The sequence below is a fragment of the Pseudomonas donghuensis genome (genome assembly GCF_000259195.1).
Lineage (GTDB): Bacteria > Pseudomonadota > Gammaproteobacteria > Pseudomonadales > Pseudomonadaceae > Aquipseudomonas > Aquipseudomonas donghuensis.
On record NZ_JH650774.1, the window covers coordinates 1 to 15276 of the forward strand.

Annotated in this window: 11 protein-coding genes; 7 read left to right on the forward strand and 4 right to left on the reverse strand. The window is 60.5% G+C overall.

Going from position 1 to position 15276, the window contains the following annotated elements:
* Window positions 1-727 (reverse strand): acyl-CoA dehydrogenase family protein (locus tag UW3_RS0120375; protein ID WP_010225141.1); only part of this gene is annotated, 727 nt, incomplete at its 3' end.
* A gap of 808 nt (window positions 728-1535) precedes the next feature.
* Between UW3_RS0120375 and UW3_RS0120380 the strand changes: the two genes are divergently transcribed.
* Window positions 1536-3314, forward strand: a complete 1779-nt coding sequence (locus UW3_RS0120380; protein ID WP_010225143.1) for an acyl-CoA dehydrogenase C-terminal domain-containing protein — start codon at window positions 1536-1538, stop codon at window positions 3312-3314.
* A gap of 35 nt (window positions 3315-3349) precedes the next feature.
* Here the strand turns inward: UW3_RS0120380 and UW3_RS0120385 are convergent, their stop codons facing one another.
* Genes UW3_RS0120385 through UW3_RS0120395 form a run of 3 tightly spaced genes read right to left on the reverse strand, consistent with a single transcriptional unit; the run spans window position 3350 to window position 5915 of the window.
* The gene (locus tag UW3_RS0120385) at window positions 3350-4447 is read right to left on the reverse strand and encodes an AraC family transcriptional regulator (RefSeq protein WP_010225146.1); all 1098 of its coding nucleotides are present in this window, start codon (window positions 4445-4447) and stop codon (window positions 3350-3352) included.
* Window positions 4444-5478 carry an AraC-like transcriptional regulator QhpR gene (qhpR, locus tag UW3_RS0120390; RefSeq protein WP_010225153.1) on the reverse strand — a complete coding sequence of 345 codons (1035 nt, stop codon included), beginning with the start codon at window positions 5476-5478 and terminating at the stop codon, window positions 4444-4446. The genes UW3_RS0120385 and qhpR overlap by 4 nt, the downstream gene beginning before the upstream one ends.
* On the reverse strand, window positions 5475-5915 hold the full coding sequence (locus UW3_RS0120395) for a hypothetical protein (protein WP_010225155.1): 441 nt from the start codon (window positions 5913-5915) through the stop codon (window positions 5475-5477). Before UW3_RS0120395 ends, qhpR begins: the two co-directional genes overlap by 4 nt.
* A gap of 349 nt (window positions 5916-6264) precedes the next feature.
* Here UW3_RS0120395 and UW3_RS0120400 point away from each other — a divergent pair, with 349 nt between their 5' ends.
* The 6 genes from UW3_RS0120400 to UW3_RS0120425 all read left to right on the forward strand — a co-directional run bounded on the left by UW3_RS0120400 (window position 6265) and on the right by UW3_RS0120425 (window position 15053).
* The gene (locus UW3_RS0120400; RefSeq protein ID WP_026001421.1) at window positions 6265-7689 is read left to right on the forward strand and encodes a DUF1329 domain-containing protein; all 1425 of its coding nucleotides are present in this window, start codon (window positions 6265-6267) and stop codon (window positions 7687-7689) included.
* A 23-nt stretch (window positions 7690-7712) separates the two neighbouring features.
* On the forward strand, window positions 7713-9359 hold the full coding sequence (locus tag UW3_RS0120405) for a DUF1302 domain-containing protein (RefSeq protein ID WP_337460033.1): 1647 nt from the start codon (window positions 7713-7715) through the stop codon (window positions 9357-9359).
* Window positions 9360-9373: 14 nt separating this feature from the next.
* Window positions 9374-11776: an efflux RND transporter permease subunit gene (locus UW3_RS0120410; protein WP_010225161.1), complete on the forward strand. Its 2403-nt coding sequence runs from the start codon at window positions 9374-9376 to the stop codon at window positions 11774-11776.
* A gap of 10 nt (window positions 11777-11786) precedes the next feature.
* A complete protein-coding gene (locus tag UW3_RS0120415) occupies window positions 11787-12764 on the forward strand; it encodes a WD40/YVTN/BNR-like repeat-containing protein (RefSeq protein ID WP_010225162.1) in 978 nt (325 codons plus the stop codon).
* A gap of 169 nt (window positions 12765-12933) precedes the next feature.
* Window positions 12934-14268, forward strand: a complete 1335-nt coding sequence (locus tag UW3_RS0120420) for an NAD(P)/FAD-dependent oxidoreductase (RefSeq protein WP_010225163.1) — start codon at window positions 12934-12936, stop codon at window positions 14266-14268.
* 68 nt (window positions 14269-14336) lie between these two features.
* Window positions 14337-15053, forward strand: coding sequence for a hypothetical protein (locus UW3_RS0120425; RefSeq protein ID WP_010225164.1), 717 nt, complete (start codon window positions 14337-14339; stop codon window positions 15051-15053).
* Window positions 15054-15276: the final 223 nt, after the last annotated feature.

Below are 15276 nucleotides of genomic sequence, written 5' to 3' on the forward strand. Positions count from 1 at the left end.
TCCGGTTGCCAACCGGGACGCGTACATTCTCGAACAGGATCTCGGCATGCCCGTGCGGGGCATCATCGTCGCCGAACACGCGCAGGGGGCGCACTATCTTGAGACCGGGGGTATCCATCGGCACGATGACCTGCGTCTGCTGGTGATGGGTCGGGGCATCGGGGTCGGTCTTGCCCATCACGATCAGGAACGCACAACGCGGATCTGGGGCGCCGGTGGTCCACCATTTGTGACCATTGATCACGTAGTCGTCACCATCCCGTTCGATGCGGCATTCGATGTTGGTGGCATCGGAGGAGGCGACGGCCGGCTCTGTCATTGCAAATGCAGAGCGGATTTCACCATTGAGCAACGGTTGGAGCCACCGCTGTTTCTGCGCTTGACTCCCGTAGCGGGCCAGCAGTTCCATGTTGCCGGTATCTGGCGCATTGCAGTTGAACACTTCCGGGCCGATGAACGAGCGGCCCATGACCTCGGCCAGCGGCGCATATTCCAGGTTGGTCAGGCCTGAACCGTAGTCGTCGAACTTCGCCAGAAACAGGTTCCATAGACCTTCACTGCACGCACGGGCCTTGAGTTGCTCCATCACCGGAGGAATGACCCAACGGTTGTCGGAGCGCTCGATGTAGTCGTGGTATTCGTGCTCGGCGGGGTATACGTGATCTACCATGAAGCGCTCAAGCCGCCCGAGCAGGTCTCGAACTTTAGGGCTGTATTCAAAGTGCATGCTGTATTCCTCGATAGGACGGGGGGGCGTGTTGCATTGACGGGGGTTGGCAGCAAGTAGGGTTCATGCGCCAGTGCATTACCGAACTCAAAGCCCTGGGCTCTGACGATTGGAAGTCGTGGTTGTCGGATGAAGGATGGGGGCAAATCAGCATTAGATTGCCAATGCATCGCGCAGGGGTTTGAGGATGTCCGCGAAACTTGACATCAGATAGACAGGCTAAGGGTAAAGGGCTGGTCTGCACGATTTGCTCTGCCGAATACAACGTGCCGGTGAGCAAAAGCGTGACCGTACCGATGAACGCAATTCGGCGCATGAAACTCTCCGAGTCCAGCGATCGGCTGGTTGCCGGTTTTTGTTGTAGGTGATTGGAAGTCTAAAGGCTCCGAGCGGCAGAGACTTAACAGATCACGCCAGAAAATGTGCAATTCATGAATGCGCTCGAGGTGTTCAAGAACCGTTGGGCTTTCCTGTTATCGATTTTGCTGTGTGATGCGCACCTGAATCTCGGCACGCATTGCCGTTCTCAGCCAAGTGCCAGCGGGTTTCTACCGGCCAGAGCGGCGAGCCGGTACACCACGGGGGCAGCGACAGCACAGCCGAAAGGGCATTGCCAACGAACAATTCCACGAATTAGCATAACAGTGGTTGTCTTTAATTGGCGCCCTCTGCAAAGTCGTTGGCAGCAGATGCAGGCAAATTCCCTGGCCTGCCTACCCGTCTGTTCCAGCAATAGAAGTCATCCGGTTGCCCCGTGTGCATTTCGCTCCCGGGATGCGCATCACCCAACTCATTTTCGAGAAATGCCATGTCTGATTACCAAGCACCACTGCGGGATATGCAATTCATCCTCAATGAAGTATTCGAGGCCAGTAAACTTTGGGGTCAGTTTCCTGCTCTGCGCGACTTTATCGATCCGGAAACAGCCGAGGCGATCCTGAACGAGGCAGGCAAGCTCGCAGCCGAGGTACTGGCACCGCTGAATCGTCCCGGTGATGAGCAAGGTTGTCAGTGGAAAGACGGGCTGGTAACGACACCTCAAGGGTTTGTAGAAGCCTACAAGGCCTTTGCCGAGGGCGGATGGGGCGGGGTTGCAGGGGATACCAGCCATGGCGGGATGGGCATGCCGAAGATGCTCTCGACACTGGTCGATGAAATCGTCAACGCGGCCAACCTGTCATTTGGCCTGTATCCCATGCTGACCGCCGGCGCCTGTATGGCAATCAATGCGCACGCGAGCGAAACGTTGAAGAGCCAGTATCTATCGAAGATGTACAGCGGTGAGTGGGCAGGCACCATGTGCCTGACCGAACCGCATGCCGGAACCGACCTGGGCATTATCCGTACTCGCGCCGAGCCGCAAGCGGACGGCAGCTACGCTATAAGCGGCACCAAGATTTTCATTACCGGTGGTGAGCACGACCTGACCGACAATATCGTGCACCTGGTATTGGCTAGGCTGCCTGATACCCCTGCCGGTCCCAAGGGTATCTCGCTGTTCCTGGTACCTAAGGTATTGAGCAATGACGATGGCACATTGGCCGAGAAGAACAGCCTGAGCTGCGGATCTCTTGAGCACAAGATGGGGATCAAGGCGTCTGCGACCTGTGTGATGAACTTCGATTGTGCCAAGGGGTGGTTGGTCGGCGAGCCGAACAAAGGCCTGGCTGCGATGTTTACCATGATGAACTACGAGCGGCTGGGAGTGGGCGTCCAAGGGTTGGCTACTGGCGAGCGTTCTTATCAAAGTGCGATCAGCTATGCCCGTGATCGTATCCAGGGGCGGGCGTCGAGTGGGCCTGTCGATGGGCAGCGGGTTGCCGATCCGATTATCGTCCACGCCGATGTACGTCGCATGCTGCTCACCATGAAAGCCTTGAACGAAGGCGGGCGCGCATTCTCCAGCTATGTCGCCATGCAACTGGACACGTCCAGGTACAGTGAAGACGCCGACGTGCGCAAGCGCGCAGAAGAACTTGTCGCATTGCTGACGCCGGTCGCCAAGGCATTCCTGACCGACATGGGGTTGGAAGCCACGTTACACGGCCAACAGGTGTTTGGCGGGCATGGCTATATCCGCGAATGGGGCCAGGAACAATTGGTGCGTGACTGCCGTATCACCCAGATCTATGAGGGTACGAATGGCATTCAGGCGCTGGATCTGCTCGGCCGCAAGATTCTGGCAACGGGTGGCGCCACCGCGAAAACCTTGATCGACGAGGTGCTGGGTTTCATCCACTCGGCGCCACCAACACTGGCCGAATTTACCGCGCCATTGAAAGCTGCGGTCCTCAATCTCGAGGAGTTGACGGCCTGGATCCTGGACCGCGTCAAGGGCGATCCCAACGAAGTGGGTGCCGCCTCGGTCGAATATCTGCATGTCTTTGGCTACACCGTCTACGCCTATATGTGGGCGCGAATGGCTGATGCGGCGCTGCCCAAAGCAGGTCAAGACGACTTCTACGCAAGCAAACTGGGTACCGCACGTTTCTACTTTGCCCGCCTGCTACCTCGGATCCATTCATTGATAGCTTCCGTGAAAGCCGGGAGTGAATCGCTGTATCTGCTGGAAAGTACGCAGTTCTGAGCCATGCGCCTGGCAACAGTGTTGCCAGGCAGCATTTACTCGGCGGGGCCGTTGTAGTTTTTTCGACCACGGAGCAAGCGCGGTTGCTTGGCCAGCCCGGTTTTTCGTTGCCATTGGAGCGGGGTGAGGCCAAACCAGCGATGAAAGGCGCGGCTGAAGCCGCTCGAGTCTGCATACCCCAGAAGCTTCGCCAGCCTGTTCATGCTGATGGCCGGGTCCTTCAGGTAGTGCTGGGCTGATTCCTGGCGCACTTCGTCCAGAAGCTGCTGGAATGAAGTGCCCTCGGCGAAGAGTTGGCGTTGCAGGGACCGTGGATTCAAGACCATCCAGCTGGCGGCCTTTTCCACTGTCGCACGGCCGCTGGGAAGCAGGTGGCGGAGCAGTTGCTTGATGGACCCAGGGAGCGCGGCGCTGGATAACCGCTCCATCCGGCCTATGTGTGTTTCCAGCAGTTGGTGCAATGTTGTGTCCTTGGCGTTTAGTGGCAACGACAAGACATCCCGTGGAAAGACCAGGCCTGTAAAGGCCGAGGAAAATATCGGACGTGAGCCAAGGATGCTCCTGTAGTCCAGCTCGCTGCCAAGTGGCGCGTGGGTAAATGCCACATGATCAGGTTGCCATTCGTCACCAATCATCGCACGCAACAGTTTCAGGGCCACGGCGCACATCAGCTCTGCGGCCTGGAACTGCCCGGGGCCGTATTGCTGAGGCGTTGAAAACTCAAGGCAGACCTGCTCGCGTGCAGGTATGAGCTCCATGCTGACCGCACCATTGAAGACCGCATAGTTGTCCTTGAGCTCCAGCAGGGCTTCGCCTACCGATTGTGTGCTGCCAACCAGATAGAGCATGTCACCGAATATCGCCAACCCTTGGTGCATCCCGAACCGTAAACCAAACAGCGCATGCTCGGCTTGTTGTGCGCACAGATCCAGTAACCCGCAGTAGCGTTGGTAGGCAAGGATCTGCTGGGGGAATTGTTCCACGTCCACAGGCAAAGCCACCAGCCGGAGCATTGCCGTCGGCCTGAGCCCTTCATTGCTGGCGAATTCGGTAAATTTGCTGAGCGCCAGCGCACGGATAAATGAGCCAGTGGTCGTTCTGTGCTCGCTGGCCGCATCGGATACCGCTTTCATGGCGGTGACACCTCGTGGGTTTCCAGTGCAGCCAATTGCCCTGTCCGTTGATGTTGCCGCCATTTCTGCGGGCTGATCCCGTTCCAGCGGGTAAACGCGCGGGAAAAAGCGCCCAGGCTGGTATAGCCAAGCAGCGCGGAAAGCTGTGTCAGATTCACGGCGGAGTCACAGAGATAGCGCTTGGCCATAGCCTGCCGGGTATCGTCCAGCAGCGCCTGGAAGTGGGTGCCTTCGGCTTGCAGGTAACGCTGCAGGGTCCGCGGGCTGAGCGCAAGCTGCCCGGCTATCTGTTCAAGGCTTGCCTGCCCATCGCACAGGCCGTGCCGCATCAGCCGTCGTACATGGGCGGGTAGCTCGCGCAGGGTAAGATACGCAAGCTCGTCATAGTGGTTTTTCAGTAACACCTGCAGGCCAGCATCACGCTCACCGAGCGCATGCGTCAGCAGGGCGTGATCGAATACCCAGGCGTTGACCGCGCTGCCGAAGCGCGGAGTGATGTCCAGCAAGGCTCGGTAAGTGTTCAGACGGGCGCCGGCAGCGTGGCGAAGCAGAAGCTCCTGGGGTTTCCAGGCCCGTCCCAGGAGGCTCTCCATGATCTTGGTGCCGAGCGCCATGGCAAGTTCGACGGTCTGCCGGGTGACCGACACGTTTGCGTCTATCACGTCATAGAGCAACCAGGCTTGGTTACCCCGTTGCTCAAGCCTTAGCTCTGCGCCGTTGCTGTGGGTAGGGAAATAGCGGATCAATGCCTGCAACGCATCGCCGACCGTGTGAGCGCTGCTTATCACATAGTGCAGCGTGCCCAGCGCCGAAAGCCCTTGTTGCAAGCCAAGCTGCAGGCCGAACAGCGCATTGCCGGACCTGCGCGACGCCAGCTCCAGGAGTGCGGCAAAGCGCTCACCGCTGAGCGGCAGGTCGGTCCGGTCTTCCATCACGCCTGCCTCTTCAAGCAGCGCGCGGGCGTCCAGACCCTCGTGGGTCGAGAACTCGTCGAAACCGAGCAGGGCGATGTCGAGGACGAAAGAAGTCATGTCGAAAGTTCTGGTCTGGCAGTGCGCATGCAGCGCCTGAGGTAGTGATGGGTCATCGTAACAGCAGTCCACCACCCTGGAACATGGCTTTCCAGGCTGTCATGAAAAGCCTGTTTAGTGGCGCGATATGTGAAGCACTCAAGAATGTTGCCCGTCAGACTCGGAGAGGACGCACAAACAAAAACAAACTCTGCTGCGGCAAAGCGCCGATTACGGAGATCGTCATGACTCGAGTGCTTATCGTCATTGTGTTCGTTGTGCTGGGTGCAGGTAGTGTCTACCTGTCGACTGTGCGCGCTTCTGCGAGCCCTGGCATTGCCCCTCACATTCATCCCGTTGCCGGAATCGGCGATGTTTTTCGGCATTAGGGCAACAGGCTCATTGAATGTTGCCTTGACCAAAGCCTGTCTACGTAATTCAGCGTCGATTGCGGCCATCCGTCTTTCTCCTTTCCTCGATAACGCCTGCCTGCCCGGCTCGGACTCGCCCAGGGGCAGAGGGGCGGAGCCATCTCCTATCGATTTAAGGTAACAAGTGTTCCGTAATTGCACATATTGCTGTTCTGCGTGCTGTATAGGAGGGCATCTGAGTCGTCGGGTAGCACATATCAACTGTTATAAGAATTATAAGTGGTTGAAAATATGAGTAAAAAAATATTGGCAAGCAAATTGCTCTCTGTCATTGCGTGGTCGCTATCTGACCATGTTTTCGAAACAAACCCAGCCGTAAGTCCTGCCTCGAACAAGGCAGGTCGAGCGGTCGCCAAGAGCTCGTGAGGAACCTCGCATGAAAGATGTGATTCAGCGCCTTGATGTTGCAACTTCCATTGTCTGCAGAGGGCGGTCATTGGCACTGGCGCTTGCGGCGCTGGCCGCCTGCGGCGCAGTGCAGGCTGCGCAGAACGATGCTTCGCAATTGGGAACAAAACTGACGCCCTTGGGCGCTGAAGTTGCCGCCAGCGCCAATGGCGTGATTCCCGCCTGGGCTCCACCGGGCAAGCAGGACACCGGCTGGAGTTATGGGCAGGTGCGTGGGCAGTCCTGGAAGTTCAAGGACGACAAGCCGCTCTACAGCATCACGGGAGCCAATGTAGCGCAGTACGCCAAACAGCTTTCTCCAGGGCAGTTGGAGTTGTTCAAGAAAGTTCCCGATTACCGCATGGATGTCTATCCGACCCGACGCACCTGCGGTGCACCGGACTTCGTCGTCGACAATACGCGCAAGAATGTCGGCTTCGCCACGCTCGACGCCGACGGGGTTGCGCTGCAGGACGCTCATGTTCCTGGCATTCCGTTCCCCATGCCGACCACAGGCGCCGAGGTCATGTGGAACATGAAGATGCGCTACCGCGGCGTAGGCTTCGATATGTCCAAGACGGTTTCCGGCCTTTCACCGCGTACCGGTGGCGGGAGCTGGTTGCGCACCTCGACCGACTGGTTCATGTACACGCCGTGGGGGCAGAAGGGCAGTGCGCTGTTCTCCTCGTTCGACCGACTTGAGGTTGCCACCTACTTCTCCTACAACGAGCCCGCTGCACTGGCTGGCCAGGCCGGGGTGGTCACGACCAAGGCCGGCGAGCAAGCGAGCACCTTCTACTACTTCCCCGGCCAGCGCCGGGTGCGTCGCATGCCGTCCTATTCTTATGACGCGCCGCAGATCGGCCTGGACAACCAGTACACCATCGACGAGTCGAACATCTTCTTCGGCCCGATGGACCGCTTCGACTGGAAGCTGGTCGGCAAGCAGGAGCTGCTGGTGCCCTACAACTCATTCGGTGCCTATGACGCATCCGCCCGTATCGAGGATGTTGCGCAGCAGAACGCCTTTGCGCCGCAGTATCGCCGCTATGAGCTGCACCGGGTCTGGGTCGTCGAGGCGACCGTCCGCCAGGGCATGCGCCACCAGGCGCCCAAACGTGTGTTCTATATCGACGAGGACAGCTGGAACGGCCTGGTGGCGGTCGACTACGACAAGCAGGGGCAGATCTGGAAAGTCCGCGAGGGCTACCCCATCCCTGTCTACGAGACCGGCACCTGCGATATGGAAGCCCAGGTCCAGTACAACCTGGTGGACGGTCGCTACCTCTACGACATGACCTCCATTGGCGTCGGCAAGAAAGACCATCGCTGGCTCACCGAGGATGCCGGCAACCCACGTCTGAAGCGTGATTTCTACACCTCGGACAACCTGCGTGCCATCAGCGAACGTTGAACTTTCCCACTTCGAGCGCCGACATGAAAACAACAATCACAAAAGCTTCAGGCCTTGCTATTGCGTGCATGACTCCCCTGGCAATGGGGTTCACTTTCGAGACCGAGTCCATAAGGGGCTCGTTCGATTCGACGATTTCCTATGGCATGGGTATCCGCACCGAGTCCCAGGGTTGCAATCTGATCAACCAGGGCACCAGCGGGCATCACCCGCCCAGCGGTTGCCTGGCACAGACCTCCGGCATTGGCGACCAGGGTGACCTCAACTACGACAAGGGCGACCTGTTCACCCATTACCTGAAAGGCACCCATGAACTGTTGTTGAAGATGCCGGAAGACTTCACCTTCATGGCTCGCGGCAGCTGGATCCGTGATTTCGCAGCCACCGACACCAGCGGCGCGTTGTCGTTCTACACCCCTGATGGCGTCGGTAAGGACGGGCTGACCAGTGCCGCCCGCGATGACCTGGAGTTCAAGGCGCGCCTGCTCGACCTGTGGGTAAGCAAGGGCTTCGATGTCGGAGACCAGCGGGTTCGCGCCCGCTTGGGCAATCAGGTAATCAACTGGGGCGAGAGTCTGTTCGTGCAGGGCGGTATCAACAACACCAACGCCTACGACATCCAGGCCCTCTCACGCCCGGGCGTGCAGTTGAAGGAAGCGGTGCTCCCAGCACCAATGCTGAGCCTGGCGTCGGGCTTGGGTCATGGGTTCAACATCGAGGCCTATTACCAGTTCGCCTGGAACAAGAGCGAGCTGCCACCGGTGGGCAGCTACTGGTCCTACACCTCGGCGCTGGGCAGCGGGATGAAGACCTACGGGTTCGACGACAAGGACGCCCGCGACAGCGGGCAATGGGGCGTTTCGCTACGGTGGCAGCCACAGGACAGCGACCTGAACGTCGGCCTGTACGTGTTGCGCTACCACGACAAGTTGCCATCGCTGACGACACGGCTACTGGACCCGGACACCTTCGCCGTGGCGCAGAAGTGGGAGTATCCGGAAGACCGCATGCTCTACGGCATCAGCGCGAACATGCCGATCGGCGACTGGGCGGTGGGTACCGAGCTGTCCTACCGGCCCAAGGACGCGGTGCCGCTCAACCCGGTGCTGGATTTGTGCAGCAACAATGCTAGCAAGTGCTGGAAGGACGAGAAGAAGTTCCAGTGGCACCTCACCGGGCTTTACAGCATGACGCCATCCAACTCGCCCACGCTGCTCGATTTCACCGGCGCCAGCACAGGCACCTTGCTGACCGAGTTGGTGGTCATCAAGTACCCGGGGCTGCACCGCAGTTATGACGGCGAAATCATCGCTGCTGGTGGCAACACCTGGCAGCTGGACCCTGCGACGGCGCCGAAGGCTCGGGGTGACAAGACCTCATCCGGGATCAACCTGGACTTCAGCCTCACCTACGACGGCACCTTGGTTCCAGGCTGGCAGGTGACGCCAGGGATCTTCTATTCGCGCTCCCTCGGTGGGCGAACGCCCAACCTCTCGGCGACATTCACCGAAGACGCCAGCAGCATGAACCTCTACCTCAACTTCGTGCGTAACCCGGCCAGTTGGCAGGTGTCGTTCAACTACGCCAAGTTCATGGGCGGCGACACGCCCTACGACCAGTTGCTCCGTGATCGCGACTACGTAGGTGTCGTCGTTTCGCGCACCCTGTGAGGCCTGCTGTGAACATGTCTATTCAGATCAAGGAAACACCACCGCGTGGCCTGTTGGCATGCACCGAGGCCTGGTTGTTCGGGCATCGTGGTTGGGTGCTGGCGATGCTCGCGCTGTTCACCCTGGGTATGGCCTGGTTCGCCGTGCAACTGCGCATGGATGCTGGCTTCGAGAAGCAGTTGCCGATTGGCCATGAATACGTCGAGACATTCAAGCAATACCGCGCGGATCTGCTCGGCGCGAATCGTCTCACCATCGTGGTCAAGGCGCGCAACGGCACCATCTGGAGCGAAGCAGGCTTGCGGCGGCTGGCCGATGTGACCCAGGCAGTCACGTTCCTGCCCAGTGTTTCGCGCAGCAGTGTGCGTTCGCTCTGGACGCCGAACGCCTTCGTCAACGAAATCACGGAGGAGGGCTTTCGTGCCGATCCGCTGGTGCCGGGAACGGTGACCCCCGAGCGGCTGGATGCCACCATCATCGGGCGCATCGCTGATTCCACCGCTCAGGGCGGGTTCATCGGCACCCTGGTTTCTAGGGACCAGGCCAGCGCGATGATCACTGCCGAGCTCAACGAATACGATGGCAATGGGCAGCGCCTGGACTATGTGGCCTACAACCAGGTGCTGGAGCAACAGTTACGACAGCCGTTCGAGGACGCCGATTTCGAGATCCAGCTGATCGGTTTTGCCAAACAGATTGGCGATATCGCCGATGGCGCGGCGGCGGTGCTGGAGTTCTGCTTGCTGGCCTTGTTGCTGACGGCGGCGGCGGTGTACTGGTACTGCCACTCGCTACGCTTCACGCTGCTGGCGCTGGGCTGCTCGTTGACCTCGCTGGTCTGGCAATTCGGTAGCTTGCGCCTGCTGGGCTATGGCCTCGATCCGCTGGCGGTGCTGGTGCCGTTCTTGGTCTTCGCCATTGGCGTATCCCATGGTGTGCAGCAGATCAACTACATCGTCCGCGAGATCGCCGATGGCAAGCCCGCCGCCCAGGCCGCACGCTCCAGCTTCCGCGGGTTGCTGATACCCGGCACCTTGGCGCTGGTTACCGCCCTGATGTCCTTCGTCACCCTGTTGCTGATCCCGATCCCCATGGTCCGCGAACTGGCTATCACCGCCTCTCTCGGCGTCGCCTACAAGATCGTCACCAACCTGGTTATGCTGCCGTTGGTGGCTTCGATGATGAAGGTCGATGCACGCTATGCCGCCGCCGAGGAAGTGTCGCGCCAACGGCGGTCGCGCTGGCTGGAAGGCCTGGCGAGGCTAGCGCAGTGGCGCAACGCCCGCTGGGTGTTGGTGGTTGCCGTGGCCGTATTCGTCATGGCTGTGTGGCAAAGCCATGACCGCGTGGTCGGCTCGCTTCAGGCTGGGGCGCCCGAGCTGCGGGAGGATTCACGCTTCAATCGCGATGCGGTGGCCATCGCCGGCAATTATGACATCGGACTTGACTGGCTGAGCGTGGTCTTCGAGGTACGGCCAGGGCCGGATGGCAGCGCCAACGCTTGCGAGGATATTGCGCTGGGGCAATACCAGGACCGCTTCGTCTGGGCCATGGAAGGGATACCCGGGGTGCTCTCGGTGGCGTCGTTCTCATCGGCGATGCGCCAGTTCAACGAGGGCTACAACGAAGGCAATCCGAAGATGAGCGCGGTGCCCATCGACCCAATGAACTATTCGTCCCTAGCCGCCGAGGTGGGGCGCCTGCCCGGCCTGATGCGCACCGATTGTAGCATGACCGCGGTACACCTGTACCTGGCTGACCACAAGGCCACCACCATCTCTCGGGTGATAGATGCAGTGAAGGCGTTTCGCACCGCCTACCCACAGCAGGGCATTGCCGTGCGCCTGGCGTCAGGCAATGCCGGGGTGATCGCTGCGATCAACGAGGAGGTCGAGAAGAGTGAAACGCCGATGCTGCTCTATGTCTATGCCGCGATCGCCTTCTTGGTGTTCATCGTCTACCGCGACCTCAGGGCAGTGCTGGTGTGCTGTTTACCGCTGACGCTCGGCACCTTCATCGGTTACTGGTTCATGAAGGAGCTGCAGATCGGCCTGACCATCGCCACCCTGCCGGTGATGGTCCTGGCGGTGGGCATCGGTGTCGACTACGCCTTCTACATCTACAACCGCATCCAGCTGCACCAGGCCCATGGCCAGCCCATTGCCACCGCGGTGGCCTGCGCCCTGCGCGAAGTCGGGATCGCTACCATCTTTACCGCACTCACGCTCGCAGTCGGCGTGGCGACCTGGTCGTTTTCCGAGCTCAAGTTCCAGGCCGACATGGGCAAGCTGCTGGCCTTCATGTTCATGGTCAACATGGTCATGGCCATGACGGTGCTGCCAGCGTTCGCCGTCTGGCTGGAACGGGTGTTCCCACGCAAGCGCCCGGTGCGCATGGTCGGCGCGCTGACCCATTGAGGAGAATGACATGCACTACCTGAAACGGGTCATGGGCATCGCCCTGCTAGCGGCCATGCCGATGGTCGCGCCTTGGGCCGCAGGGCTGGAAGCGGTACCGGCGGCACCTGCTGCCAATGCCGCGCAGGCCATGATGTTGGGTGCGGGCAAAGCGGGGGAGCGGGTGGTGGCTGTTGGTGACCATGGCATCGTGCTGCTTTCGGACGACCAGGGGCGCAGCTACCGGCAGGCCCACGGCGTACCCTTGTCGAGCACGCTGACCGCTGTCAGCTTCGTCGATGACAGGCACGGCTGGGCCGTTGGCCACTGGGGCGCGATTCTGGCCAGCGAAGATGGCGGAGAAACCTGGACGGTGCAGCGCATCGACAGTGATGTCGACCGCCCGCTGTTCGCCGTGCATTTCTTCGATCGCCAGCAGGGCGTGGCGGTTGGGCTGTGGTCGTTGATAATGACAACCGACGACGGTGGGCGCACCTGGACCGAATGCACCTTGCAGCCCCAGCCCGGTGGCAGTCGCGCCGACCTCAACCTGCTGAGCCTGTTCAGCGATGGGCGGGGGGCAGTCTATGCCACCGCCGAACATGGCAAGTTGCTGCGCTCGGATGACCGGGGCAAGACCTGGCGTTACCTGGAAACCGGCTACCAAGGCTCGCTGTGGAGTGGTGCCGTACTGCCTGATGGCCGCCTCCTGGTAGGCGGGCAACGCGGTACCTTGTTGCGCGGCACGCCGGATGCGAGTACATGGCAGCGCATACCTCTGACCAGCCGTAGCTCGATTACCGCCATACAGGCAGAAGGTAAACGCGTGCTGGTGGCAGGTCTTGACGGCTTGCTGGTGAACAGCCAGGACGGCGGCACTACCTTCGGCGAGGCGCGCAGCGATGATGGCGTTTCGCTGACTGCTGCACTGATGCAGGGCGACGGCCGGACGTTGCTGTTTTCCCGCCATGGAGTGAGCGAACCGCCTCCAGATCGAAATTCTCGCTGAGCCCGCCCGGTCGCACCGTCTCAAGTGGTGCGGCCGCGCTTATCCAAGCCTGCGGATACCGTTCCATGCTTGCTGATGAATGCGTGTAAAAAACAACATAACAGTTGTTGCGTTAAATAGGGCGCAGCAGTAGAGTCTGACTAAACAACAACAAATTTCGGAGGCAACCATGTCCGAGCCCAGCAGCAACGTTGACAAGTTCCGCCTGCTCGGTGGATGGGTCGAACAACCGGACGATCTGCAGCCGGAGCTCGAGGGTGACATCAAAGCCGATGTGATCATCATCGGCGCGGGCTTCGCCGGGCTGTCCACTGCCCTGGAGCTCACCGCGCTCGGTGCCAGCGTGGTGGTCCTCGAACAGGCATTTGCAGGCTTCGGAGCCAGCGGTCGCAATGCCGGCTACCTAGCCGGCAGCATGGGCGTCGAGTTCGAACTGTTCCACAAGCGGCTCGGCGTGGATCAGGCGAGGAAGGTCGTGTCCTTCTACGATGAAGGGGTGGCTTACGTGGAACGACGGCTGGGTGAGCTGGCCATCGATTGCGATTACCTCCCCAGCGGTGTCATCCGTGCCGTCATCCATCCCTCGCAGGAAAAGAGACTGCGCCACAGCATGGCGCTGGGCCATGAGCTGGGTTCGGTCACTCAGTTCGTGGATCGCGACGAAATGCGCGCTCGCGGTATCCCGCCTGCGTTCCTTTTCGGTTGTGTTCAGCACGGTGGCACGCTCGATCCCGGGAAATACGTGATGGGCTTGCGCCGGGCGGCATTGCAGGCCGGTGTTCGCTTGTTCGAACAGACCAAGCTGCTGTCCTACAGTGACGGCCCAACCATTACCTGCCGTACCGAGAAAGGCTCGGCAAGCGCGCCGGTCATGGTCCTGGCCACCAATGCCTACACTCCGCAACTGGGTTTGCTGCGCGACAAGGTCACGCCGCTGCGGGTCTCGGCCATTGAGACGCAGCCGCTGTCAGCTGCGCAACTGCAGTCCTTGGGTTGGCAGGGCCGGGAGGGCATCGTGACCCCCCACTGGACCATGGAGAGCCACCGCCTGACCGCGCGCAACACCCTGCTGATAACCACCAAGCAATTGGGTTACGCCTACGGCTCGCAGACCCCGAACGAGCCGGACCGGGCGGCGTACGCCGCTTTGAGACAAGCCCTGGACGACCGTTTCCCGTTGTTGCGCGACGTGGCTATCGACAAGTGCTGGAGCGGCTATATCAGCCTGGCTTACGACGCCTTGCCTGTGGTGGGCGAAACCGGGCCGCACAGCAATATCTACTACACGGCTGGTTGCTCCGGACATGGCGTTGGCACCCAATCGCTGATCGGCTTCCTGCTGGCGGAACGCATCGGGGGCATCGAGCAGCCTTTGCTCACGGCACTGCGCCACAAGACCCCGTCGACGCTTCCCGAACCTTTGCAATGGTGCGCGGTGAAGGCCGCCCTGGCGGGTGTAAACCTGCTCGACAACGCGCTGAACCGCCGGGCGCGAGCGTCGTAACCGCGGCCAGGCGCCGGCCGCTCGCTGCGCGGTGCCTTGCCGATCTATCTGTCCACTCCGGAGATGCAATGAACAACTATACGAATGAGGCCGCGCGTTTCACCGCGTGGGCTTCGATCATCGGCGGACTGTTCGCCTACCTCAATGTCGGTTTCATGCTCATGGTCACTCAGGGTGACATGGCCGTGACGTTGCAGGGTGCGACCATGCTGACCCTGCCGGCTGAAGCCAGGCAGTACTTCAGGCTGTCGATGTTCGCCGACATCCTGGGTTTCTACCTGCCGGTGTTGGCTGTGGGGGCTTATTTCTGGCGCGAGTTTCGCGATGAGTCAGGTGCGCTCGGGGACATGGCCCTGCTGGCCATCGCCACCTATGTGGTGCTTGGCGTAACCGGTGCGGGTCTTCAGCTTTCGGTGCTCGATCCACTGGCCCAATTGCACCTGACGGGCAGCGAGGCTCTGCGAGCTGGCGCCGAGGCAGCATGGACAACCATTGCCGTGGGTAGTCAGCGCGGGCTCTGGTGGTGCGAAGGCCCTGTCGTCCTGTTCTGGGGCATCGTCGTGGGGCGCCATTTGAAGCATGCCGGTTGGGGCAGTTCGGTTCTGCTGCCGCTGAAGGTGGTGGGCTGGTGCTTCGGGCTGTACTTCGTTTCCGGCTTCTTTGCCGCCCTTGATCCGCTGACCAATGCCCTGCTGGTGCTGGTGGTACTGATCTTCCCGTTCTGGATGGTGTTGTTCGGCCTGCAGTTGCGACGTCGGGCCCTGCGCCTGCCGCTGGGCGCCTGAACGATAACGCGCCATCCCTTGCTTGCTGGACCTGAAGCGCCACGCAGTGGCGCAGCACAATCGAACAACAATAGCGTGAGGCTCCTTTTATGGCTGAAAAGCCTACCTCCAATTCAATGGAACTCAAGCGCCGGCAGTTGCTGAAGTTCGCTGGCGCCACCGCGGCCGTAGGCGGCCTCGGCCTGCATGTCGGCCTGGCCAGCGCCGCCGAACCTGTGGCGGG